Source organism: Pseudanabaena sp. FACHB-1998, assembly GCF_014696355.1.
Classification (GTDB): Bacteria; Cyanobacteriota; Cyanobacteriia; order Pseudanabaenales; family Pseudanabaenaceae; genus Pseudanabaena.
Genome location: NZ_JACJQA010000047.1, coordinates 1 through 25,122 on the forward strand (window position 1 = coordinate 1; position 25,122 = coordinate 25,122).

The window sequence follows — 25,122 nt, forward strand, 5'->3', positions numbered from 1 at the left end:
CCTGCGTTATACTCTGACCAGTTGCGGATCTGATATTGCTCTTTCATTGGCTGTTTTGCCATCCTTATTTATATTTAATCTACCCTTCCATCCCTCTTTTATGCAACAACGCCAACCACAAGTATGAATGGCGGTGTTTCTTGCTTTCATCCATACTTGGGGTTTTATACCAACTCAAATTGATTAAAGAAGGATGACAAAGCTAAGCTTTGTCATCCTTCTTTACAGTTGATCGTAATTTAATGATTGGAAAAATTCGGCTACTTGTAGTGCTTCTATTTCCATTTCTTGAATAAGAGTTTCTACTTGATTAATATTATCTTGTAAATAGTTATGGCTTTGAATACATGATTTACATAAAAATTGTAGATCTTGACAGAGATTAAAAAGCTTGATAGCTCCAAAAGTACCACTTCCTCCCTTGAGGGCATGGCTTTCATGGTCAATTGTTTCTAAATCAAGCTGCTTTATCGATTCTTGCATTTTGGCGATCGCCATTTTTGTATGCCTTAAATAGATGGAGATTAACTTGGATAGATTTTTTTCTCCGACTGAATTCTTGAGGTTGGAGAGGGTTTGTGAATTTATGGACTGATCGATTTTGCTTTGATTAAGAATTTTTACTGTTTTTTGTAATACTTCGATCAGAGTTTCACTCTGTAAGGGCTTAGTGAGATATTCATTCATGCCAGATGCTAAGGCAGAGTCGCGGGATTCATTAAAGGCATTAGCTGATAGCCCAATAATCCAAGGAGAATAATTAGGTAATTGACGGATCTTATGACTTGCAGTTAATCCGTCCATTACAGGCATTTGAATATCCATGAAAATAAGGTCGTAAGAATTTTTTTCAACTGCTTGTAATGCTTCTAATCCATTATTTACGGAATCACTTTTGTAGCCTAGTCGATCTAGCATAATCAGCAAAATCTGTTGGTTAACGAGATTATCTTCTGCCACTAAGATTTTTAATGGATGCTGGTTTGATAGGTTAATACTTAGGGATGATGATATCGGTATTGGAGATGGTGGGATAGAAGGTAGCTTTTGCTGGAAAATATCACTATATGCTTGATAAAGCTTAGCTGGAAAAATTGGCTTGGTAATAGAAGTTACAAACTTTAAGGGATGAAGATTTACGTGTGTGTTGATTGACACCAAGAAGATGAATTTCAATTCTGGATTAATATTTTGAAGATCCTTTGCTAGTTCTATTCCCTCCACATCGGCTAAGTTACTATCGATGAGAATTACATCAAAATCATGCTGATGTAGTAATTGCAGAGCATCCGCAGCACAATAGACATTTGTAACTTCGATCGCCCAAGACTGACTATATAAAGATATGGCTTCTTGAATTGTTGTACTATTGCTGATGCTAAGAATCTGCTTCCCTTTAATACTATCGTCGATTTCGGGCGGTATCGTTCTTACCTCTTTAGCTTGTATAGAAAACTTAAAAGTTGAACCTTTGTCAACATCGCTTTCGACTGAGATCGAGCCTCCCATTAGTTCACACAGTTCTCTACAAATTGCTAATCCTAGTCCCGTACCGCCATATTTGCGGTTAATGGAGCCATCGGCTTGACTAAAAGCTTGAAATATCTTGTCGATCGCGTCAGGAGCAATGCCAATACCCGTGTCACGTATTTGAAAAATTAATTCATGGATGTTACTGGATTGATCTATTAATCTAGAATCAACAGTAATCACAATTTCTCCATTTTCTGTAAATTTAACCGCATTGCTTACCAAATTGACTAAAATCTGGCGTAAACGATTATAGTCACCCATAAACTGGGTTGGTAAGTTCTGATTGATTAAAGCTACTAGTTCTATGGATTTTTCGGTAATACGGGAGGTCATCAGATTTACGACTTCTTCCACACATTGTTGCAAGCTGAAAGTATGTTCTTCTAGTTCAAAACGTCCAGACTCAATGCGTGAAAAGTCAAGGATGTTGTTAATTACGGAAAGCAAAATATCACCGCCTTGACGAATTGTCGAGACATATTGTTGCTGTGAGGGAGACAAGGGGGTATTAAGCAAAATATCGGTCATGCCAATTACTGCATTCATTGGCGTTCGCAACTCATGGCTCATGACTGCAAGGAATTCACTTTTGGCTTGATTGGCTGCCTCAGCGAGTTTTGCGGCTGTAAGTTTGGCTTCAGTTTGCTTGCGTTCCGTTACATCTTCTACGCTGGTAATAATTTGTAGAGGTTTATTATTACTATCTTTGATCAGACTAACTCGACTAATAGCATCAATGATATGACTATCTTTATGAATATATTGCTTTTCAATTTGGATATGAGTAGTTTCATCATTAACAAGACTCTGCAAAGCTGCAATAGTTATACCTATGGAATCAGGATGGGTAATATCGAGTGCTTTCATATTTAGCAATTCGCTGGCGGAATAGCCATAGATCTTACAAAAGCTTTGATTGACGTTTAAGAAGTTGCCGTCTAAATCAAGAGTGGCTATACCAACTGGTGCATTCTCAATCGTTAGACTCAGAATTGCTTTGTTATATTGTAGTTTTGCGGCTACTGCTAGGCGATCGCTAATATCTTGAGCAGTGCCATTTAGCTTTATGATGCTTCCATTTCCATTATATTTCGCATGACCTCTGGCTTCAACATAGCGCTTTAACCCATGAGAATCTAATGCTTGTAATTCTAATTCTATACAATAGGATTTTCCTGTTTCAATAGTGTTCTGAACAGCATCATGTAGTTTTCGACCAGAGTCTAGGGTATAGTCGAGGAGATGTTCTTCATAGTTGGGAGTCCCTCCTGCTGGGTCTCGACCAAAAATATTAAACAACTCTTTTGACCATGTAATCTTGTTAAGTAAAATGTCCCATTCCCAACTGCCGATCTTTGCAGCTTTTTGGGCTTCTTCTAGCTTGGCTTCACTTTCTCGCAAGGCTAATTCGATCTTTTTGCGATCGCTAATGTCTTGAGCAGTTCCATAAAGTCTGCTTACCTGTCCATCAGTGTTAAATTCTGCATGACCGATCACATAAAGGTAACGATAAGAACCATCGGTTTGCGATATTCGCAATTCTTGATAATATGACTCACCTTTACTGATAGTTAGTTGTATAGCTTGTGAGTGTTTTGCGCGATCTTCCTCGATGTACAGTAGCAAGACATCTTCATAGGAAGGAGCGCCTAGATTAGGATCACGACCGTAGATATGAAATAACTCCTGCGACCAATTAGCCTTATTAGAGATAACATCCCATTCCCAATTACCAACCTTGGCGACTCGCTGAGCTTCTTCTAGCCTTGCTTCACTTTTGCGTAATTCCTTTTCGATCGCCTTCATATCACTAATATCGCGTCCTTCAGGAATTAGTAAAGCTACTTGTCCTGATTCATCGCGGAGGGGACGAATAGAAAAATCAATGGTCACTACGGTTTGTCCTGCGCCTAATATATCAATTTCATAACGAATAAATTCACCTGAAGCGGCTCTCTTAACTGATTCTTGGACACTATTTCGAGTTGCTTGAGAAATTGAGAACCAGTCTGTCTCCCATAGGGGTCTACCAATTACTTCCTCACTTTTTATGCCCCCAAAGTCAAGAGCAGTTTGATTGGCTTCTAATAAAATTCCTTCATTGCTTAGTAACCCCGTAAACTGAAAGGTGTTGTTAAAGATGCCTTTGAATTTTAGTTCACTTTCCTTTTGATCGCTAATATCAAAAGCTGAACCACGTAAAACTGAAGTTTTACCATCAAAAGCTAAACCTAGATAAGCATTATCGCGAACCCAGATAATTTTACCATCCCGCCTGATCATCCGATATTCGCAACAAAAGGGTTCGCCTGTTTCTATTGTTTTGCCAACCTGCTGCTGGACGCGATCGTGATCGTCAGGGTGAACGTAGTCTGTCCAACTATTAAAAAATCCAGCATCCCATTCTGCGGCTGGCACATCTAAAAGAGCTTTTAACTGAGGGCTGATATAGGCAAATTCAGTACCCTGAGAAATTGGCGACACGTAGGACACACTGGGAATCTGTTCGATCAAAGTCCGATATTGATTAGTCCAGTGAAATATAGTGTTATAGGCAAGTTCAGATTTTTCTATCTGTTCGACTAAAATAGATTTTTGATATTCTTTAATGAGGAAAATCTCTAGTTGAGTAGCTATTTGTTGCATTAAGGTGATATCGTCTTGGCTCCAAGATGTATCAAAGGATTGATGGGTAATTCCTGTACATTGCTGAACTGTTAAAAATCCCCATAGGGACTGTTCGCTATTCAGTTCGGGTAAGATAATTGGGGTCAGGATCAATCTCTTGCCAAAAAATATTTCTGCTAGCCTTTCTGGGCATTGGGTTAAACCAGAGGTGTACAAATCGAAAATTGTCCCTGAATTAGTCCCTGAATTGCTTTCTCCCCATTGATATTCTTCATTCAAGATTGTTTCGATACTGGGCTGTATGCAAATATCACAGTTAGGAGCGATCGCTTTGGCTATGGTCTTTCCCTGAATTCCACGGCTCTGATTCGCTTCCCCTGATTGATCAATTTTCACTATAGCTACATGAACTGCTTGAAATAAATTTAAGAGTTTGGTCGTAATTGTCTCAAAAACTTCTTCAATATTTTCAATCCCTCGAATAGCTTGTAAAATTTCATTACTAATGAGTATTCTTTCTCTCAGTTGTTCTATCTTTAAAATTAATTGTTCAGCCTTGATCGAATTTTCTTCTGTTTTCGCTGATTTATCACTTTCAGTATTTAAGTTATGAGATAGATTGCCCATGATTTTTTGGATCGTGAAGTTGATTTATTCAGGAAAACAAGCTCTTCTGGTCTTGCAGCACAAACTGTATATTTTGATACAATAAATCAAGATTTAATAGGCATATAACCGTTGTGGTCAAAGGATTCTAATTGCTATTAGTTAAAATTATCTCTATAAACCCAGAAGAGCCGAAAAACACTGAGTTATATAGAAAATAATCATCTTAAAAATTGAGACTTATACTATTCATATCAGTCCCCCCTATAAAACTAGTATAACCGCTTTATTCATGCTTAATACCAATTCATAAAAGTGTGATCACACTTTTATGAATTGAAAATCAAACCCAGAATGTATAGCTGTTGATATTCTTAACCAAAGAAGCCAGTTGCGGCGTTTCGCACCGCAACTGGCTTCTTTGATTGTGATTTGTCCTAATGCAAGATTAAAGCGAATAATTAGCGATGGATGGGCGAAGCTACGTATCCCTAATTATTTACTGAGAAGGCTGCAACTGCTTACTAGATTTTACTTTTTGAGGTTTGCTTAGGAGATTTGCTACACTGACACAAGTAATCTCTAGTATTGATTGATGATCATGAGAAGTAACCTGCTACTTACCAAAGAACTACCTAACTTGCAATATGCCCTTGTAGGCGATCGCTTTGACGAAACATGGGAAGCCCCTCTCTCAATTTTATTAGGACTTGGTCGGGCCGCAGGAGCCGATTTTGTAGAATTTTTTCTAGAGCGCAATAACTATATAAGTTGTCTTGCCGAAGACGACACTATAACCAGTATCTCTCCAAGATTGTCAACAGGTGCAGGTATTCGAGTTTTTAAGGGCAAGGCTGATTGCTACGTCAGTACTAATGATTTAACTTTTTTAGGGCTTAAATCTTCTCTCGAAAGAGCTTTATCTATTGTCGGATTACAACTTCCTTCTCAAAACTCAATTATTCCTTCTATTCAATTAGAACTATTTCGTGATTATGCTGCTAAGAGAAGCAAAGATGAATGGATTTCTCAATGTAGTCCTATGCGTGAAATGGGAGAGATTTTGCTAGGGGCTAATCAGTTACTAGCCCAAAAAGGTAAACATATTCAATCAAGGCGATCGGGTTACTTTCGAGATTGGCAGGAAATTCTAGTAGCAGCGAGTGATGGCACATTTGCTAGAGATATTCGCTTGACTCAGTCGGTCGGGTCTAACTTGCTTTGTGCGGATGGTGCAAATCGCTCATCGATCAATAAACGGGTTGGCGGTACGAGCGATCCCAGCTATTTACGCCATTGGGACTATGAACCTGTGGTCGATGAAATTGTGGAAGCCGCAGGAAAAATGCTCTACGCTGATTATGTGGAATCTGGCTCCTATCCCATTATCATGGCAAATCAATTTGGCGGTGTCATCTTCCATGAAGCCTGTGGTCATTTACTAGAAACGACAGGGATTGAGGCAAAAACTACACCTTTTGCGGAAATGAAAGGTCAAAAAATTGCCCATGAAAATCTCACGGCATGGGATGAAGGACGCTCTGAAGAAGCTTTTGGAACTATTGATATGGATGATGAGGGAATGCCGACCCAACGCACTCTCTTGATCGAAAATGGAATTCTGAAAAACTTTATTAGCGATCGCGCGGGAGAGTTACGCACTGGTCATCCACGCACAGGCAGTGGTCGCCGTCAAAGCTACGCCTATGCCGCCGCAAGTCGGATGCGAAATACTTACATTGATGCGGGAGAATTTTCTCTCGACGAATTGTTTGCGACCGTAGACAAGGGCATCTATTGCAAAAAAATGGGTGGCGGTAGTGTTCTTCCAACTGGACAATTTAACTTTGCTGTTGATGAAGCCTATTTAATCGAAAATGGCAAAATTACTAAACCTCTTAAGGGTGCAACCCTAATTGGTGATGCTAAGGAAGTTATGCAGGAAATTTCGATGAGTTCCCGCGATCTTGAGCTAGCCGCAGGTTTTTGTGGTTCTGTCAGTGGTAGTGTTTATGTCACTGTTGGTCAGCCCCACATCAAAGTTGATGCCATCACCGTAGGTGGTCGTTAGGTTTCAATAAATAGGTAGTGGGCAGCAAAGCCGCCCACTACCTATTTATTGGTGAAATAGGATTGTGACACTCCGCGTGCATCACAGTTTATGAGATTTAATCGCGCTAGCTACCCATTAGTCAGGCAAGCTACTACCCTCTTACAAATGTTAATTTTTGGTTTTGATAGAAAATCAACTTTATTGCAATATTTTTTCGTACTATCAGTTGTTTTTTAGTGTTGTCTAGGGTATGCTCATTGGCTAGCTACATAAGAAAACTAACTACTGGCTTCCATTTGCATTTAATTTACTTGAATAGTATCTTTTTGTAACTGATTTGCGACTGCTATATCATTAAAACCAATTGTATTGATTAAGCTTTCTAGTAAGGTGAACGGGTCGTGCAAGCAAATGTGATCGATGTTCCTCAATCAACGATACTTGTGGTTGACGATGATCCCGATATTCGCCATGAGCTAGCATCTGCATTGAGAGATCATGGCTATAGCGTAAAGACGGCAGGAGACGGAAGTGAAGCCCTATTGTTGGCAAATACGGATTTACCTGACTTAATTTTGTTGGATGTGTCGATGCCATTAATGAATGGCTATGAGGTATGCCGACTTCTCAAGGCAAATACTGATACCGAAGATATCCCCATTATCTTTATCAGTGGTAATGAAGATATTAAAGATAAGCTTGAAGCTTTTTCAATTGGTGGGGCTGACTATATTACTAAGCCACCGCAAATGTCGGAAGTTTTTGCGCGTGTACATTTGCATTTAACCCTCAGACATTTGCAAATGCATCTAACTCAAAAAAACCATGAACTGTCGCAAGCGGTCTTTGACAGAATTGGTACGCTCAAGGATCTCCAACGCACTAATCTTTTGCTGCACGCTCAGAAAGAGGCAGCGATCGATGGTATTTTTGCGGTAGATGAACAAGGTCGAATCGCTAGTTTTAATCGCCGCTTTTGTGAAATGTGGAATATTCCCCATGATCTGCTCATTGGGGAAGGAGTTGATGCTCAGATTAGTGGTTATCCCTTGGGGGCATTTTTAATTAAGTCCTATATTCCTGAAGTTTTAGTTAACTTGTTAGAGACTACCTATGACGATCCTGATGTCGTTAGGCGGGGTGAAATTGTTCATGGCGATCGCATATTTGACTATTACACCAGCCCCGTTAACTCGGATCAAAAAAGATTTTTTGGCTTGATTTGGTGTTTTCGCGACATTACGGCTAAGAAACAAGCGGAGTTACGGCAATCGCAATTAATGGAAGATCTTCGTCAAGCCAAAGAAGAAGCGGAGGAAGCGGTACGCACTAAGGCAGCATTTCTAGCAATGATGAGTCATGAAATTCGCACACCGATTAATGGGGTGATCGGGATGACTCAACTGTTAGCCGTTACGGAGCTTAATAGCGAGCAGTCAAAATATGTAAGGACGATCCAAGTAAGTGGCGAAATGCTGCTCTCTGTGATTAATGATATTTTAGACTTCTCGAAGATCGAATCAGGAAAATTGGAATTAGAGAATGCTCCGCTAGATGTCAGAGCCGTAGTGAGAGATATCTATGATGTGCAGTTGGTCAAAGCTAAAGAGAAGAAACTGAAGTTTGAAGTGAGTATGCAGTCTAATGTGCCGCCATTTATTGTGGGAGATGTCACCAGACTGCGTCAAATTTTATTGAATCTTGTATCCAATGCGTTGAAATTTACCGAATCTGGCGCTGTCAGAATTTCTGTGCGATTAGTTTCCGATCGCCTTCCTCAGGATGATGTTCCCTTTCAGGTGCTTTTTTCGGTCAGCGATACAGGGATTGGGATTAGTGACGAACAGATGCAACGATTATTCCAACCCTTTACCCAAGCCACAGCTTCTACCTCTCGTAAGTATGGAGGGACGGGGCTAGGACTAGTTATCTGTAAAAAACTAGTGGAAACAATGGGAGGGCAAATTCAAGTGGAAAGTCGAACTAATCAAGGTTCTACCTTCTCATTTACAGTAACTACCCAAATCGCTAAGGAGCAGCCATCCTACACATTGCAAGATGCAATGAATAAAAATGTTGTTTCATCGGCAAGACTGGGCGATCGCTTACCCCTCAAGATTTTGATTGCAGAGGATAATTTAATCAATCAAGAGCTAGCAATGGGAATGCTGATCAAGATGGGCTATCAACCTGATGTGGTGGATAATGGCTTAGCTGTGCTTGAAGCCCTACAGGTTAAGCATTACGATTTGCTATTGCTCGATGTCCAGATGCCTGAAATGGACGGTTTAGAAACTGCTGACTACTTAGTTAACCATTGGGAGGAGTTACAAGCGGGCTATGAGCGTCCGACCATTATTGCCATGACCGCAAGTGCAATGCAAGGCGATCGCGAAATGTGTTTGCGGGCTGGGATGGACGATTACATCAGTAAACCCATTATGATGGACTCTCTGCAACGCACGATTGAAAAGTGGGCTTTGGGTAGCCATATTGAGGGTGAAGCAACTTTAATTCCTAATGTCCCACCAAAAACGGATGTTCCTTCCGTCATCGATCACGCTGCCATCCAAAACCTCGAACAAATTAATCCAAAGTTGATTGGGCGCATGATTCATCTATTTACTACTGAAGAAGCTCCTGCTCTGTTGGAAAGTCTGCGTAGGGCGATCGCTAATAACGATCTTAAAGAAGTCAGCTATAGCGCTCACACGCTTAAAGGTAGCAGCAATATTTTAGGGGCGAAGGCTTTAGGTAGGCTATGTCAGGAGGCTGAACTCAAGGGTAAGAAGGGTGAAGATACAGGATTGACTGCTCTATTTATGGAAATTGAGCAGCAGTATAAAATTGCTTGCCAAGAGCTATCTAAATTTGCCAGCTAGAATTCACAGTAAAATATTTTTGTGGTGCGGCGAAGCCACACCACAAAAATATTTTATGGCACGAATTTTAATATGCTCTCCATTCAAAATCTCTGCTATCATCCACCAGCAACCCCTGAGGCAATTCTTAAAAATATTTCCTTCGATTTACAAGATCGGCAATTAGGCTTAATGGTGGGGCCCAGTGGCTCTGGTAAAAGTACATTGCTAGAAATTCTGGCAGGATTTGTAGAATGGACTAGTGGCGGTATTTATTGGAAATCCCAAGAACTTTTGCCCGATCACCTCCAGCAAATATGTGGCTTAGTTTTTCAATTTCCCGAACGACATTTTTGCGGCAGTACTATTTTAGAAGAGCTAAGGTTGGGGCATATCGATCTTGATGGCGATCGCATTCAGGGAGCCTTAAACTCCGTGGGATTGAGTCATCTCAATCCGAGTACTTCGCCACAGTCTTTGAGTGGTGGACAGCAAAGACGCTTAGCCCTTGCTGTGCAATTAATTCGGCAACCAAGTTTATTGCTGCTGGATGAGCCAACAGCAGGATTAGACTGGTCAATGCGAAAGCAAATTCTTGGCATATTACAAGAACTAAAAAAAGATTGGACTATTCTGGTAGTTACCCATGAGCCTGAAGAACTTGGCTCTATGGCCGATCAAACTTGGGCGATCGCCCAAGGCAAAATTGCTTAAGCTATAGCTGTCAACTATTAAAAAGAATAAGGGCGGCACTTTGTGCTGCCCTTATTCTTTTGGATTTTGTAGCGATTGTTGAACTCAATCAACAAAAGATTGACGTTTGCTATACACTATTGGCAGATAGTAACTAGATATTTAACTATGACCTTCACAACAGAATCGCCAATATCTCCTGTAGAAGCAGAATCTAGTTTTGCAACACATCCTAATCACATTGTGCAAACCATCCAAACTGTGATTGCTAGCATGGATGCTGACAATTCAGCCTTGGAAAATCAAACAGAGGATACGTGGAAATTTCAATATGGCACTGTAGAAGTAGTTGTCAATATTACAGGAACCGAACCTACCGATACCTTTACGGTCTTTTCTAAAGTATTAGCGGCTCCTTTCAAAGATGAAGCGAAAATGACTCGCTGGCTTTTAGAAAAAAATGCTGCTGACACTTTTGAAGCTCGTTATGCCATTCAAAATGATCAAGTGTTAGTTTTAGCCTCTCGCTCTGTGGAGGATTTATCGCCTGCGGAAATTTCTCGCATTATTACCATCGTGGCAGCGATCGCTGATGATAATGACGAAGTTCTTAAGGAAAACTTTGGCGCTTAATGTTGCCACCTGAGCTACAGTACTTGACACTCAAACCACAGTCAAAAAAATCAAAAGCGTTGCTAAGCAACGCTTTTGATTTTTTTGACCAAAAGCTAGCATAAGAAATAGTGGTGTGGGGCAAAGCCTCACACCACTATTTGTGGATTTAAAATATGACAAATTATTGAGATTTATTGAGACTATGAAGAAATCATGGCAGCTTAAGCCCTATGCGGAGACATCAGGAAAGCTGCACATGGAATTAGATAATTTTTTATTAGAGCAACATAGCCTCGATCCTGAGTCTTCATCAATTTTGCGATTTTATCGATGGACACCCCCAGCAATTTCTCTGGGATTTCATCAAAAACAATATCCTGATCGCTGGAATGCGATCGCTCAGCAATATCAACTGGAAATTGTGCGTCGTCCTAGTGGTGGGCGAGCCGTTCTTCATCAAGGCGATCTTACCTATGCCGTAATTACTAATGTGGAAATTGAGGGCAAATCGCGATCGCACCGTGAAATGTATGAATATATTTGTGGATTTTTGATCCAAGGGTTTGCATCTTTGGGAATCTCTTTGAATTATGGAAAGTCGGGGCGAGGTTATATTCATAACCCCAGTTGCTTTTCTACCGCGACTAATGCGGATTTAGTCATAAATGATGGTCGGAAACTCATCGGTAGCGCACAGGTATACCGTCGTAACTCAGTTTTACAGCATGGTTCAATTGCGATCGCTCCAGATCATCATTTGCTAACCGAACTCTTTCAAACAGAAGTTCCCATTGTTGGTTATCAGGAACTATTACAGGAACATAACACCGAAAGTGAAATGATGATAATGGAATTAATCAAAGTACTATCGGAGTCGGCGCGGCAACACTTTTGCACGCAGTTCTTGTAATTCATAATCGGTTAGCATCCGCCATTTACCAACTTCCAGATCATCTAGACGCAAATGGGCGATCGCTACCCGTACTAATCGTAAAGTAGGGAATCCCACGGCTGCGGTCATTTTTCGTACTTGGCGATTTTTGCCTTCAGTTAAAGTGAGTTCAATCCATGCTGTGGGAATATTTGCCCGAAAGCGAATCGGTGGATTGCGAGCAGGCAGATCAGGTTCATTCTCTAACCTTGTCACTATGGCTTTTTTAGTGCGATAGCCTTGGATGGTTACACCTTCCCTTAATTGTTGCAACGCTTCTTCGGTGGGGACTTTCTCTACTTGCACCCAATAGGTACGGGAATGCTCAAATTGAGGATCGATTAAATGATGTTTTAGCTGTCCATCATTGGTCAGCAGCAACAAACCTTCACTATCAAAATCTAATCTACCTACAGAATAAACATTGGGTATCTCAATATATTCTTTTAAAGTTGAACGAGGCGAAGCACTATCATCGGTAAATTGACAGAGTACTCCATAAGGCTTGTAAAAAAGAATATATTGGCGATCGCTCATAAAGTTACAGCCTGTTGAGGCTTTAAGTAATACATAAGATATTTTAAAAGCGTTGCTTTGCAACGCTTTTAAAATATCTTATGAGTTTTCAGTGTTTAATTGCGAGGAGTTCCAAATACCTGTACCCAATAATGTCGATAACGGGAATTTGGTGAAATTGCATAACCAAATCCAATTTCCGTAAACTTTTCATTAAGAATATTAGCGCGATGCCCTGTACTATTCATCCATTGTCGAACTGTTCCTTCAGGTGTGGCTCTACCTGCGGCGAGGTTTTCGCCTAAAAATGAGTATTTATAGCCCACAACCTTCGTGCGATCAGCCATACTGGAGCCATTTTTCCCCGTATGGCTAAAGTAATTCTTGTTTGCCATATCCTCAGCATGGAATTGAGCGGCTCTAGTTAACTTGACGGAAAGTTTTAAAGGAGCTAAGCCTAATTTTTTGCGTTCTAAGTTAGTGAGTTTTAATAGCTCAGTTTCAAACTTAGTAACACCAATTCCTTGACTGACTTTTAGGGAATCTTGGCGAAATAAGGATGGAACTTGCGATTGGGTTACATCTTGGGAATAGGGATTTATAGCGATCGCTGGTGTCTGTGATATTCCCCCATAAGCCAATAGCACACCACAAATGAGAAAACTTGATTTCATAAAAATATCTAAAATCTTTAAATAAATTCTCTTTCTATTTTGACCTTACAGCATCTAGATAGTTCCCGAACTAAGATATTTCCTTACTTTACTTTTCAACAAATCATAAGACTTATTGAAAAGCAAAGTGCTGTATTATTGATGCACTCATAAAAATTTAAGACCCAATCGGTCCATCTTATAATTAATAGAGTGTAACTATTTGAGCATTTACATATCTATTAACATTTCTGTTTGCTACGGAGTATTCCGAGATCCTTTGTAGGTTTTAGAGTTTTAGGAATATTACCGCTTTTATGTCCTCTTCCTAAAACTAATTTAGGTTTCTATAGGCATAAGGAAAAATATCAAAAATATTAGGCATCTCTCTATGAATAACTCGCAAGAACATCAGCCAATTGGTTGTTCTGAATGTACCAAAAGTGCTGATCTAGGATTTGACTTTACAATGGCTCTACAGCCCATTGTGAATACATCTTCTCGTGAGGTTTTTGCCCAAGAAGCCTTAGTTCGAGGCTTAAATAATGAGCCAGCGGGTGCTGTTTTGGCAAAAATCAATGATCAAAATCGCTACCGCTTTGATCAGACTTGTAGAGTCAAGGCTGTCCAACTAGCAGCAAGTCTAAATATTCAATCTTTTATCAGTATTAACTTTCTGCCGAATGCGGTTTATAGTCCCGAATTATGTATTCGTACAACTATTGAAGCTGCTGAAGCTTTTAAATTTCCTGTTAATCGGATTATTTTTGAGATAACTGAAGGTGAACAAATTAAAGATCATGGGCATCTGCGAGAGATTGTCCATTACTATAGGCAAAGGGGATTTTTAACTGCGATCGATGATTTTGGATCAGGATATTCAGGGTTAAACCTATTGGCTGAATTTCAAACTGATTTGGTTAAGTTAGATATGGGACTGATTAGAAATATCGATCAAAATAAAAGTCGCCAATCAATTGTAAAGGGTATAGTCCAAGTATGTGGTGAATTAGATATTAAGATCATTGCGGAAGGGGTTGAAACATATGAAGAATTGACGGTTTTACAATCTTTTGGGATTGAGCTATTTCAAGGTTTTTACTTTGCTAAACCTAAATTTCAGGGTGTAGCAACCATAAACAATCTATAAACTTTATGGGCTTTTAAATTTTATTTATTATGTATACAAGTATGGCACTTTATCGTTTGATTTACGTTAGTCAATCTGTCTCTAATTTAGAGTATTCCGATCTCGTTGATATACTCGAAAAGTCTGAGCGCAATAATAAAGTTGTAGGAATTACAGGAATGCTTAGTTTTGGCGATTCCATGTTTTTACAGGTTTTAGAAGGTAGTCGGCGGACAATTAGCCAAACCTATAACCGTATTCTCTTGGACAAGCGCCATGTTAATGCGGAACTCATTGATTTTTCTGAGATTGAACATCGAGATTTTGGGGCTTGGTCAATGAAAGTTGTCCAGATTGATAATCAAATGGGAGTACGTGATTTAATCCTGAAACATTCACATTCATCCACTTTTTCACCTATTTCTATGACTGGCAACCAAAGTCTAAGTTTTTTGCGGGAACTAACAGACCTTTATCAAAAAGGTAATAGGGCTTAATTGTCTTGTTAGGACACAAAACCAGAAGACGAGGTGCGGCGCTTCGCGCCGCACCTCGCTTCTTGGGTTTTGATTTGTCCTCATGCAAGTGACCACAGCTATATGTTTGTAATAGAACTTCATATTTTTATTCTCTAATCCTATTGATATATCACTCTATTTATAGATGACGCACCCTCTCAGTCAAATTAGTGTGTAGTATCAACGGATTAAATATAAGTAGAATTCAAGTATTACTCATGATTCATCAATTAGCAGTTCGCTTAGGTGTGTCGTGTGTGCTGCTCGCAACCCTCCCCCTCGCTACAGACGAAGTTATTAAATATGTGCAAGCTCCACATATTTTTGCGGGCATTGGCGCGATCGCCTCATGTATAGGAGCCTGTGTTCCAGTTTTAACCCTATTTCGCAACTCTGACTAATTCTAGGACTAGTTCCAACGACCAATTACAATCCTGACCGTGCCATCTTCTAATATTTCCTGCTGCTCGATCGCAAAACCCTGTTGAGTTGCGCTTTCTAAAACGATTTTAGTCGCATATTGCTGATTTAGCTCTCCTAAAAATTCTTCGACATTCATTGCCACGCCCCACATATCCGCAATGAGTTCATAGCGATCGCCGATTTTCCGAAAACCAAGATCGTAGGCATTGGGCATGGGGATCACATATTCCGCCGTGACTGTATTACCTAAGTAGCCACGCACTAAAGTATTTTCCTTAACAGGATATCCGAGCGCTTCTAAGGCTTGCTTGAGCAAGTCCCCATTTTTGATTTCGACCGCGATCGTAGTGAAGTGGGACATAAATTATCAAATAAAGTGAATGCTCGGCATTCACTTTATTCTAGGTTAATTGCAAATCTTCGTAATTCTTGAAGTAATTGTTCATCATTAGAAGCAGTGCGTGCGCCCGACTCGGCAGCCCATTGCTTGAGAGAGGCGATTTGCTCAGAGGCGATCGCCGCCAATGGGACTGTCTCTTCAATGGCACTAATAATATCCTCGGTTACGAAGTCTTCACGATTGCCAGAATTACCACGACCAAAGGCGCGATGAATACCGTCAATGATAACTTGTTCGATTTCTGCGCCGCTAAAATTTTTGGTATGCCGAGCTAATAGCAAAAGATCAAAATCACGCAAACGACTGGGGCGTAGTTTTTGTAAATGCACTTTAAAAATTTCTTGACGCTCGGCTTCAGTCGGTAAATTCAAAAAGAAAATCTCATCAAATCTCCCTTTTCGCAATAATTCGGCTGGCAGAATTCGCACATTGTTAGCGGTGGCAACAATAAATACGGGTGAGGTTTTTTCCTGCATCCATGTGATTAATGTGGCTAATACGCGCCGACTTGCCCCAGAGTCCCCATCACTAGGATTATTCACGTTGCCAAAAGCCTTATCGATCTCATCAATCCACAATACACAGGGAGCCGTTGCCTCTGCGAGTTGGATCATTTGGCGCATTCGGCTCTCGCTCTCCCCCACGTAACTACCAAATAACCTTCCGATATCCAAACGCAATAGAGGTAAACGCCATTCGTTCGTGATCGTTTTTGCCGATAATGATTTCCCCGTCCCTTGAATGCCGACCAATAACACGCCCTTAGGGGTGGGGATGCCATAACGCTTGGCTTCTTCGGTAAAGGCATCGCGACGAATCCTCACCCATTGCTTGAGGTTGTCGAGTCCTCCTACATTTTTTAGGGATTCATTAACCGTAAAAAATTCTAAAATCCCTGTTTGTCTAATTGCTTGCTGCTTTTCCGCGAGTACAGCATCAATATCAGCGTCATTAACCTGTTCTTTTTCGGCGATCGCCTTTGCTAAAACCCTTTGAATTCTGGTGCGACTCAGCCCTTGGCAAGCCTTAACTAATTGCTCTAGGGCTAAACCCGATAAATTAAGTTTATTCGGTGAGATTTTTTGCTTGATCAAATATTCGATTTCGGCGATCGCTGGCAAAGGGAAATCAATTGCTGTCACTTCCTCCGTTAATTCGGTGGGGATCTCTAGCATATGGCTGGTTAGCACCAATGTACGGCGATCGCGTTTGAGATCCCGCGCTAGATTTTTTAGCTCCCGAATAATGGGAATATTGCGCTCATGGTGAGGATATTTGAGGATCGGGTGCAAATCTCGCAATACATACAAAATGTTATCGCCGTCTTTGGTTGCCTTGTCTCGTTGAGCGATTCTCGATAAAGCCGCCATCACCGAGCCTTTGTCGCCATGATTATCACTCCAGCCCCGCGCAATGTCCCAAAATATAATTCTGCGACTGGGACTAGATTGCAAAGCCACATCAATCAAAATATCTTCGACTGGCTCCTCTTCGGCAGTAACTATATATATCAGAGGATATTTGGCGCGAAGCAATAGATCAAACTGTTCTACTAGAGCTTGATAAAATTTGCTTTGATTATGAGATAAGCGATCAGGCGATTGTGGCGACATATTCGCAGTATATAGCAATCCTAAATGAGTTGAGAGAGTGCGCCCCCGAGGGGCGCACTCTCTCAACTTTAGACTGAGCTAAGTGTTACCTCTTCGAGCTTTGCTAGACGATCTTTGAGGAGTTCTTCTAGAGTCTCTAGGGCTTTCGAGAAGCTTTTGATCCCTTCATCGAGTTTTTCTGCTGCCATGCGATCGCTGGCGTGCATCGCCTCAAAAGTAGCTTTATCCATGGGGATCTTGGCAATATCGGCGTGACTAGCGATCGCGGGATCGAGCTTACGCACAAGTTCTCCCTCGGTCTGTTGCAACTCATCTAATAAAGGAGGGGAAATCGTTAATAGATCGCAACCTGCTAGTTCTACGATCTCTCCCATATTGCGAAAGCTTGCTCCCATGATTTCGGTTTGATAACCAAACTTTTTGTAGTAGTTATAAATTCGCGCTACGGACAATACCCCCGGGTCTTCGGGAGCAGGATAGCTGTCGCGACCTGTCTCTTTTTTGTGCCAATCGAGGATGCGTCCCACAAAGGGCGAGATTAATTTCACACCTGCCTCCGCACAGGCGATCGCTTGGTGCATCCCAAACAGCAGCGTTAGGTTGCAATGAATCCCTTCCTTCTCTAACGCTTCCGCCGCCTTGATCCCTTCCCAAGTTGCCGCAATTTTAATGAGGACGCGATCGCGGGTAAGACCATGAGCTTCATATCGCGAAATTAAATAATGCGCCTTGGCGATCGTTGCTTCAGTGTTATAGGACAAACGCGCATCGACTTCTGTGGAAACTCTCCCTGAAATTATTTCCAAGATTCCCATACCAAAGGCGATCGCTAAGCGATCGAAAGCTAAAGAAACAACTTCTGTAGGTGGGGCAGCTTCCCCCAATTCTTTTCTGGCTTCTAGCAAGGTTGCATCGACAATTTCTTGATATTGAGGCATTTGAGCCGCCGATGTAATCAAAGATGGATTTGTAGTTGCATCTTGGGGCTGAAACTTTTTGATTGCATTGATATCACCAGTATCCGCAACCACGACCGTCATCGTCCGTAACTGATCGAGAAAACTTTTGGGCAAATCATTAGGCATAACATCCTCCATAGAACTAGTGATAACTAGCTGTATTTGCAAGCCTATCTTAGCCTCAAAACTTTGCGATCGCCTTTTATCAAACCTAAACGAAAATCAATGGGTATCTGAACAAAAATCATTTAGAGCGTGTTTGAGAAGTTTTCTACCCCCTCTAACTCCCCCTTGAAAGGGGGAGGATTCAAGTTTCCCCCCTTTGAAAGGGGGGATTAAGGGGGGTAAAAGCAGAAATTTATGCTAGATAGGAGACTTCTCAAACACGCTCTTACTCCCTTCCCACTATGAAATTAGCCCTTGGCAAGTGGGACTAGTGAATAGACTTCATCGGAAATAAACAAAATTAAGTTGCTAAATTGTCGCGATAAAAAACACCGATCTTCGGGCTAACATTTTCTAACATTTGCTCTCCCTCTGCTAGTTCTATCCCTTTCGAGGTCTTTATTAGGATTGCTATATTTGGGTTTAATGAAAACTCCAAACCGTTATAAAGTGAATAATTAGGTATAGCGGCTTTGCCGCCTGATTATTCACAGAGAGTAAGCAAGTATGGAATATGCGATCGATTTTGGGACGAGTAATACTGTCGTGGCGCGAATTAATGACAAGGGAGAAGTGGAAACTGTCAAATTAGCCGACTATAGCTGTCTCATTGCCGATAATCCGCCCTTAATTCCTAGCCTTGTCTATGTGCAGGATGCCGCCAAAGAACAAGTCCTAATCGGGCAAGAAGTTAGCGATCGCGGCTTCGATTTCCAAGTGAGGAATCCCCAAAATCTTAACAATGAACAGCGCTTTTTTAAGTCCTTTAAACGAGCGATTGGTTCCAATGTATCGATGTTTGTGCCAGAACTAGATGGGCGCGAAGTGGAATTTGAACTGGTGGGAGAATGGTTCTTAAAGAAGATTATTGAGCGTCTGCCCAACGTGGATTCTCTAATTTTTACAGTTCCCGTTGATAGCTTTGAATCCTATCGAAATTGGCTGGGCGGAGTTTGCGAGAAATTAGCTGTTAATCAGGTGCGAATCCTTGATGAGCCGACGGCGGCAGCTCTAGGCTATGGCATCAGTGGCGGTGATGAAACTCTGTTAGTGATTGATTTTGGTGGTGGAACCTTAGATTTATCCTTAGTTAAATTATCCTTTGCTCAAGTTCAAATAGAAACTAATCAATCGAAATCACCACTGGACTTTCTATTGAAATGGGGCGATCGCACTATTAAAAATTCTTCCCCATCAAATAATCCAAATTCCCAAACTGCTAAAGTATTGGCGAAAACAGGGCAGAATCTAGGCGGTATTGATATTGATAACTGGATTATTGATTATTTTCATAAAGAATTAGGGTTGCCCAAAAATTCCCTTGTTACACGTCTCGCTGAACGCATTAAGATTGCCCTATCTAGCCAAGAATCTGTAACGGAGGTCTATTTTAATGATCAAACCTTTGAATCCTATGAGCTAACCTTAACCCGATCGCAATTTAGGCAAATCCTTGAACAACAGCAATTTTTTGGTAATCTCGACAGCGCTCTAGATCGCGTTCGTCAGCAAGCCCTGCGCCAAAATATTGATCTCGCTAATGTTGATGCAGTGCTTTTAGTCGGCGGCACTGCCCAAATTCCTGCGGTGAGGGAATGGGCGTTACAACATTTCCCTTCCCAAAAAGTGAAAGGTAATAAACCCTTTGAAGCGATCGCCCACGGTGCAATCTCGCAAGGATGGGAATTAAAGGACTTTCTCTATCACAGCTATGGCGTTCGTTATTGGGACAAGCGTTATAAAAAGCATAATTGGCACACAATCATCAAATCTGGCGCAACCTATCCCTTAGAAAAACCAGTGGAATTGACCCTTGGTGCATCTATTGCCGATCAGCCAAGTATTGAACTAGTTATTGGCGAATTAGGCGAAACTAATGTCGAAGTCTATTTTGAAGATCAACGGCTGGTTACCCGTGTATTAGATGGCAAGCAAGTCGCCGCCCAGATTCTCAATGAAAATAGCAAGGCGATCGCTAAGCTCGATCCCCTCGGTCAAGTGGGTAGAGATCGCCTTAAAGTTCTCTTTCAAGTCGATGAAAAGCGGACTTTGCGGATTACGGTTCTCGATTTATTAACCAAGCAAAAATTATTAGAAGATATAGCAGTAGTTCAGCTTGTCTAGAAATATTGTGAAGCCTCGCTTTGCAAGGCTTCACAATATTTCGGGGTTGTTTTGTCCTAATACAAGTTGATTAAGTTGTTGCGATTGCGTTTCTAACCGAACTGCTAGGCGATCGCACACAATCTCACACAGACTAAAGATGATCGGATCGGCAATTTCATAATAGACACTTACCCCAGCGGGTGTTCGCGCCACTATCCCCGCCTGCGTCAAGATTTTCAAATGTTTGGACACATTGGCTTGCCCCAAATCCGTTGCGCTCATGATTTCTGTCACATTTTTAGAGCCAGACTTTAAGCAGCATAAAACCTGTAATCGGCTGAGTTCCGATAAAACCTTGAAATAATCAGCAACTTGAGCCAAGGCGGGAGAATTAGCTTCCATGAAGATTTACTATATCACTATATGGTAATATAATAAATAATACATTCTAAATCCTAACTTTCAAAAATTCTATGCATAAATCCTTAGATCGATCGCCAGTACATGAGCTAGATGCAACATCTCTCAAGCAAAAATTAGAACTACAACAAGTAACGCTAATTGATGTCCGCGAATCAGGGGAATACTCATCAGAGCGGATATCAGGTTCCATTTCTATGCCTTTGTCAACCTTTGATCCTGAACAAATTGCTCAAATCAGTATCAAGCCTATAGTCCTGTGCTGTCAGTCAGGGATGCGCTCTAGCAAAGCAACCCAGCAATTATTAGAGTATGGTTTTGAATCCGTCGGTCAGCTTCAAGGAGGGCTATCTAGTTGGAAATCCGCAGGTTTTAAAACGGAAAGCGATCAAAATGCACCGATTAGTTTATTCCGTCAAATTCAAATTGTGGCAGGTTCCCTTGTTGCTTTGGGAACTTTATTGGGAGCCTTTGTCTCTCCTTATTATTTAATACTGAGTGGATTTGTGGGCTGTGGCTTAGTATTTGCGGGAGTTACCAATACCTGTGCTATGGGAATGCTCCTCGCCAAACTTCCTTACAATCGTGCTAAATAGGAAAGGATGGGCGGCGCAAAGCGCCGCCCATCCTTTCCTATTTAGCACTACAAAAAATAATTTAAAAACAATTTAAAAATAATTTGAGCTTCGAGAGCGATCATGCAACCAATTAAGATTTTTTATTTTTCTGATGTGCTTTGCGTTTGGGCTTATATTGCTCAAATTCGCTTAGAAGAACTCAAGGCTGAGTTCTCGGACAGCATCATAATTGATTATCACTTTGTACCTGTGTTTGGTAATGCCAGAGAGAAGCTAGAGAATGGATGGCGCGATCGCGATGGATTAAAGGGCTATAGCGATCATGTAAAGACTACGGCAAGCAAATTTGAGCATATTTCCGTACATCCAGAAATTTGGACTCAAGTAGTTCCGGCTTCTTCTACGTCGGCGCATTTATTTCTTCGAGCCGTGCATTTGCTGGAAGTCAAGGGGCTAGCACCAGCCAGCGATCGCCTTCTCGAAAAAACAGCTTGGGCTTTTCGAGAAGCATTTTTTACAAAGCTTGCCGATATCAGCGATCGCCAAGTTCAATTTGAAATTGCTAAAAAGCTAAAGCTCCCTAAAAAAGCAATTCAAGCGATTATTGACAGTGGCGAAGCCTACGCCAGTTTATCTAAGGATATGGAGCTAGTAAAAGAGCATAATGTCACAGTTAGCCCCACGCTCATTTTTAATGAAGGTCGGCAAAGACTTAATGGGAATGTGGGTTATCGCGTCATCGAAGCTAATATTCGCGAATTACTGCATAATCTCCCAGATGAGCATTCTTGGTGCTAAATACAGCGCTTGGCGCTTTCTGAAAACCCAGATAGCTTTTGAAAAGCTTGCTTCGCAAGCTTTTCAAAAGCTATCTGGATTACACAAATAAACAGGCTGTAATTTAACCTTCATCCCCCAGATATGCCTCAATCACCGCCCGATCGTTTTTGACTACTTCAGGCTGACCGATCGCAATTAGTTGTCCAAAATCTAAAACCGCAATGCGATCGCAGAGTCCCATCACTAACGGCACATGATGCTCAATTAATAAAATCGTGAGGGCAAAGCGATCGCGCAAACTACGGATAAAATCACTCAATTGACCTTTTTCATTAGGATTCATCCCAGCCGCAGGTTCATCTAGCAATAATAATTTCGGTTCTAGGGCAAGGGCGCGAGCGATTTCAAGGCGACGTTGATCGCCATAGGAGAAATTTTTGGCTTTAACATCGGTGCGATCGCTTAGTCCGACCAGATCTAATAAATCATAGGCGCGATCGTAGGTTTCTTTCTCTTCTTTGGGGGTTGGCGATAGCCCTAAAACGCCATTGCAAAGCCCTGTGGTGGTGCGAAGATGTCGGGCGATCGCTACATTTTCTAAAGCCGAAAGCTCACCAAACAAGCGGATATTTTGGAATGTGCGGGCGATGCCACATTTAGCGATTTGATGGGGACGACGATTGGTAATTTCTTGACCACCAAAAATGACTTTGCCACTACTAGGAGCAATTAATCCTGTAATCGTATTAAATAATGTTGTTTTTCCCGCCCCATTGGGACCAATTACTCCAAAGATTTCATTTTCTTGGACATCAAAGGAAACCTCATTTACAGCCACTAAGCCGCCAAAGCGTCGAGTTACCTGCTGAATAGCTAAGGTTGAACTTGTATCCATAATGCTCTGTAATATTCTCAGAAAGTATTTTTAAATTTATAGCAATCTTACATACTTTGTATAATCAGTATTCACTGATATAAAAGCCTAAAACCTGTGGCGCACACTGAGCCACAGGTTTTAGGCTTTTATATTTATGTCCATTTAAATAATTTAAGTAACTGAGCGAAACCACACGGAGGGGTGGTTCAAGTATATTAACGCCCTTGAAAAGGGAAGAAAATTTAATTTTTTCTACTTTTTAAGGAGGATTGAGGGGGATCTCTTAAAGCTTTTGACCCTAGAAAGTAATTCTCAAATGGTTTTCCAAATCTAGAAACTTATGGCTTCTTTGGTATACATGGTATAAGTTTTCACTCTATTTTTTAATTGTTTTTAGTTACATATTTGCTTAGAGAAACTTAAGAAAACGGCTTAGAGACAAGCTTTTAAGATATAAGTAACATCTGAAATACAAATATAACTTTTGTATAACCTTTGTCTAACTAAAGAATCTATCTTTATTAAAGAAAGCTTGTAATAATAAGCCCAGGTTTAAAGTTGGGAACAACCGCAATAATTCAAGCATATCTTCAAGAGGCTTTAGTCAATGAAAATTTCCAGTTTACTTACCAATGCAGGCATCGCTACAGGACTTGCTGCTGCAATTATCTCTGCTCCATCAGCACAAGCTGCCAACTTTACATTTGGATTTCAAAATATTCTTGGTACAGGCAATACAAACGGCGATGCTATTGTTGGACAATTTACTTTTAGCATAGCTGACGATGGCGATGGCAAGACTCTTTGGCAATTCAATAACGCTGGTCCAACCGCTTCTTTCCTTTCAGAAATCTTTTTTGATTGGTCTGGTCTGCCTGCTGCTCCCATATCACTCTCTACCCTCAATACCACAGGTACTAGCTCTGGCGTGAGTTTTCAAACCACTGGTGGGAAGTTACCTCAAGGTCAAAACGTAGTCACACTTCTAAGTCCTACATTGGGATTTGATAATCGCAGTGGAAATCAGGATGCTAACTTAGTACTATCCGCAGTTAATTTCGGTACTGATAAGGATGGTTTAGACCCCAATCAGTCTCTTGGAGTTTCATTCAATGGTCTTGACGCTACAACACTCAACAACTTAATTCTTGCTGATAGGTTGCGTATTGGGATTCGTGCTCAAGGTATTGATCCTTCTGGTGGTAGTGATGCTTTCTTCGACGGTCCTCCTATTTCTAGACCAGTTCCAGTTCCCGGCTTCTTGATTGGTGTAGTTGCCGCAGGTGCGGTGGGTGGTTCTCGTTTACTAAAGAATAAAAAGCAAGTTGCTTAATTCTTTTCTATAAAAAAGAGAGTTCGCACAAAGTGCGAACTCTCTTTTTTTGTGATTTTAGTGCAGAATTTCAATAGCGGTTCCGCGTTGTAAGACTTGATAAATCTCATCCACATCTTTATTTTTGAGAGAAATGCAACCCAAAGTCCAGTTGATTTTGCGATCAATCAGCCAGTCCTGACCTTTTTCTACCCCATGAATCCCGATTTCGCCACCAATATCCTCATTGACTTTCACAGAGCCTCTAGCCTTGGCTAGAGCAAACTTCCGCCATGAATCTTGATTGGGATAGTCCAACAAAATGAACTTTGACCATTCAGAATGATAGTAAAGATCCTTCACTCGAAATATCCCTTCGGGAGTTCGTTTATCTCCTTGGCGCAATTTATCATCCTTGGGATTTGCCCCTAGAACGATCGCGTAGGACTTAATGGGCTTTTTTTGATAATAAACAGTTAATTTATATTGGGACTTTTCTATAACGATCGCGATCGCCTTTTTATCTAATTTCTGGAAATTAATCAAAGAGCTAATAACTTTATCTTGATTTAGTAATTTATTAGCTGATTTTGCCGCGCAATTTATTACACAGGGCAGCTTATTGGCAATCTCAGGACTAGCGATCGCCCCAAATGCCATCAAGCTAGCAAATAAAGCAGAGTAGCTTAAAACTTTTAGCGATCGGTGCTTAACCTTGGCAATTTGGGGCATAGGAATTAAATAAATTACATA

At 41.0% G+C, this 25,122-nt stretch carries 21 protein-coding genes; 12 read left to right on the top strand and 9 right to left on the bottom strand.

The features are described 5' to 3' along the window. Nucleotides 1–222 precede the first annotated feature (222 nt). Nucleotides 223–4,788, bottom strand: a complete 4,566-nt coding sequence (locus H6F42_RS19285) for a PAS domain-containing protein (RefSeq protein ID WP_190401011.1) — start codon at nucleotides 4,786–4,788, stop codon at nucleotides 223–225. Between the two features lie 580 nt (nucleotides 4,789–5,368). On the opposite strand from H6F42_RS19285, the gene H6F42_RS19290 reads away from it, so the two are divergent. The 5 genes from H6F42_RS19290 to H6F42_RS19310 all read left to right on the top strand — a co-directional run bounded on the left by H6F42_RS19290 (nucleotide 5,369) and on the right by H6F42_RS19310 (nucleotide 11,899). Continuing rightward, on the top strand, nucleotides 5,369–6,838 hold the full coding sequence (locus H6F42_RS19290) for a TldD/PmbA family protein (protein WP_190401012.1): 1,470 nt from the start codon (nucleotides 5,369–5,371) through the stop codon (nucleotides 6,836–6,838). 383 nt (nucleotides 6,839–7,221) lie between these two features. After that, on the top strand, nucleotides 7,222–9,702 hold the full coding sequence (locus tag H6F42_RS19295) for a response regulator (protein ID WP_190401013.1): 2,481 nt from the start codon (nucleotides 7,222–7,224) through the stop codon (nucleotides 9,700–9,702). A gap of 72 nt (nucleotides 9,703–9,774) precedes the next feature. After that, the gene (locus H6F42_RS19300; RefSeq protein WP_190401014.1) at nucleotides 9,775–10,395 is read left to right on the top strand and encodes an ABC transporter ATP-binding protein; all 621 of its coding nucleotides are present in this window, start codon (nucleotides 9,775–9,777) and stop codon (nucleotides 10,393–10,395) included. 147 nt (nucleotides 10,396–10,542) lie between these two features. Next, the gene (locus tag H6F42_RS19305; protein ID WP_190401015.1) at nucleotides 10,543–11,007 is read left to right on the top strand and encodes a YbjN domain-containing protein; all 465 of its coding nucleotides are present in this window, start codon (nucleotides 10,543–10,545) and stop codon (nucleotides 11,005–11,007) included. Between the two features lie 184 nt (nucleotides 11,008–11,191). After that, nucleotides 11,192–11,899 (top strand): lipoate--protein ligase family protein, encoded by a 708-nt coding sequence (locus H6F42_RS19310; RefSeq protein WP_242018531.1) that lies wholly within the window; start codon nucleotides 11,192–11,194, stop codon nucleotides 11,897–11,899. Here H6F42_RS19310 and H6F42_RS19315 read toward each other — a convergent pair. Together H6F42_RS19315 and H6F42_RS19320 are read right to left on the bottom strand one after the other, a co-directional pair. Continuing rightward, complete coding sequence (locus H6F42_RS19315) at nucleotides 11,855–12,457, bottom strand: pseudouridine synthase (RefSeq protein ID WP_190401016.1); 603 nt, start codon at nucleotides 12,455–12,457, stop codon at nucleotides 11,855–11,857. The genes H6F42_RS19310 and H6F42_RS19315 overlap by 45 nt on opposite strands. Before the next feature lie 95 nt (nucleotides 12,458–12,552). After that, entirely contained in the window at nucleotides 12,553–13,110 is a 558-nt protein-coding gene (locus tag H6F42_RS19320) for a CAP domain-containing protein (protein WP_190401017.1), read from the bottom strand. A gap of 370 nt (nucleotides 13,111–13,480) precedes the next feature. Here H6F42_RS19320 and H6F42_RS19325 point away from each other — a divergent pair, with 370 nt between their 5' ends. The 3 genes from H6F42_RS19325 (at nucleotide 13,481) to H6F42_RS19335 (ending at nucleotide 15,137) form a co-directional block, all read left to right on the top strand. Then, nucleotides 13,481–14,239 carry an EAL domain-containing protein gene (locus H6F42_RS19325; RefSeq protein ID WP_190401018.1) on the top strand — a complete coding sequence of 253 codons (759 nt, stop codon included), beginning with the start codon at nucleotides 13,481–13,483 and terminating at the stop codon, nucleotides 14,237–14,239. 41 nt (nucleotides 14,240–14,280) lie between these two features. Next, the gene (locus H6F42_RS19330; protein WP_190401019.1) at nucleotides 14,281–14,715 is read left to right on the top strand and encodes a BLUF domain-containing protein; all 435 of its coding nucleotides are present in this window, start codon (nucleotides 14,281–14,283) and stop codon (nucleotides 14,713–14,715) included. 239 nt (nucleotides 14,716–14,954) lie between these two features. Further along, nucleotides 14,955–15,137 (top strand): hypothetical protein, encoded by a 183-nt coding sequence (locus H6F42_RS19335; protein WP_190401020.1) that lies wholly within the window; start codon nucleotides 14,955–14,957, stop codon nucleotides 15,135–15,137. Nucleotides 15,138–15,145: 8 nt separating this feature from the next. Here H6F42_RS19335 and H6F42_RS19340 read toward each other — a convergent pair whose 3' ends face one another. The 3 genes from H6F42_RS19340 to H6F42_RS19350 all read right to left on the bottom strand — a co-directional run bounded on the left by H6F42_RS19340 (nucleotide 15,146) and on the right by H6F42_RS19350 (nucleotide 18,245). Then, nucleotides 15,146–15,520, bottom strand: coding sequence for a DUF1257 domain-containing protein (locus H6F42_RS19340; protein WP_190401021.1), 375 nt, complete (start codon nucleotides 15,518–15,520; stop codon nucleotides 15,146–15,148). Nucleotides 15,521–15,555: 35 nt separating this feature from the next. Continuing rightward, nucleotides 15,556–17,172, bottom strand: a complete 1,617-nt coding sequence (locus tag H6F42_RS19345; protein WP_190401022.1) for an AAA family ATPase — start codon at nucleotides 17,170–17,172, stop codon at nucleotides 15,556–15,558. Between the two features lie 68 nt (nucleotides 17,173–17,240). Continuing rightward, nucleotides 17,241–18,245 (bottom strand): transaldolase, encoded by a 1,005-nt coding sequence (locus H6F42_RS19350; protein ID WP_347272336.1) that lies wholly within the window; start codon nucleotides 18,243–18,245, stop codon nucleotides 17,241–17,243. A 558-nt stretch (nucleotides 18,246–18,803) separates the two neighbouring features. Between H6F42_RS19350 and H6F42_RS19355 the strand changes: the two genes are divergently transcribed. Next, nucleotides 18,804–20,420 carry an Hsp70 family protein gene (locus tag H6F42_RS19355; RefSeq protein WP_190401024.1) on the top strand — a complete coding sequence of 539 codons (1,617 nt, stop codon included), beginning with the start codon at nucleotides 18,804–18,806 and terminating at the stop codon, nucleotides 20,418–20,420. Between the two features lie 30 nt (nucleotides 20,421–20,450). Here the strand turns inward: H6F42_RS19355 and H6F42_RS19360 are convergent, their stop codons facing one another. Then, a complete protein-coding gene (locus H6F42_RS19360) occupies nucleotides 20,451–20,804 on the bottom strand; it encodes a metalloregulator ArsR/SmtB family transcription factor (RefSeq protein WP_190401025.1) in 354 nt (117 codons plus the stop codon). Between the two features lie 71 nt (nucleotides 20,805–20,875). Between H6F42_RS19360 and H6F42_RS19365 the strand changes: the two genes are divergently transcribed. Both H6F42_RS19365 and H6F42_RS19370 read left to right on the top strand, forming a co-directional pair. Further along, on the top strand, nucleotides 20,876–21,418 hold the full coding sequence (locus H6F42_RS19365) for a rhodanese-like domain-containing protein (RefSeq protein ID WP_190401026.1): 543 nt from the start codon (nucleotides 20,876–20,878) through the stop codon (nucleotides 21,416–21,418). Between the two features lie 102 nt (nucleotides 21,419–21,520). After that, the gene (locus tag H6F42_RS19370) at nucleotides 21,521–22,198 is read left to right on the top strand and encodes a DsbA family protein (protein ID WP_190401027.1); all 678 of its coding nucleotides are present in this window, start codon (nucleotides 21,521–21,523) and stop codon (nucleotides 22,196–22,198) included. A 103-nt stretch (nucleotides 22,199–22,301) separates the two neighbouring features. On the opposite strand, the gene H6F42_RS19375 is transcribed toward H6F42_RS19370, so the two are convergent. Then, nucleotides 22,302–23,075, bottom strand: a complete 774-nt coding sequence (locus H6F42_RS19375; protein WP_190401028.1) for an ABC transporter ATP-binding protein — start codon at nucleotides 23,073–23,075, stop codon at nucleotides 22,302–22,304. A gap of 589 nt (nucleotides 23,076–23,664) precedes the next feature. Here H6F42_RS19375 and H6F42_RS19380 point away from each other — a divergent pair. Then, nucleotides 23,665–24,390 (top strand): hypothetical protein, encoded by a 726-nt coding sequence (locus H6F42_RS19380; RefSeq protein ID WP_190401029.1) that lies wholly within the window; start codon nucleotides 23,665–23,667, stop codon nucleotides 24,388–24,390. 57 nt (nucleotides 24,391–24,447) lie between these two features. On the opposite strand, the gene H6F42_RS19385 is transcribed toward H6F42_RS19380, so the two are convergent. After that, nucleotides 24,448–25,101 carry a L,D-transpeptidase gene (locus H6F42_RS19385; protein WP_190401030.1) on the bottom strand — a complete coding sequence of 218 codons (654 nt, stop codon included), beginning with the start codon at nucleotides 25,099–25,101 and terminating at the stop codon, nucleotides 24,448–24,450. Nucleotides 25,102–25,122 lie beyond the last annotated feature (21 nt).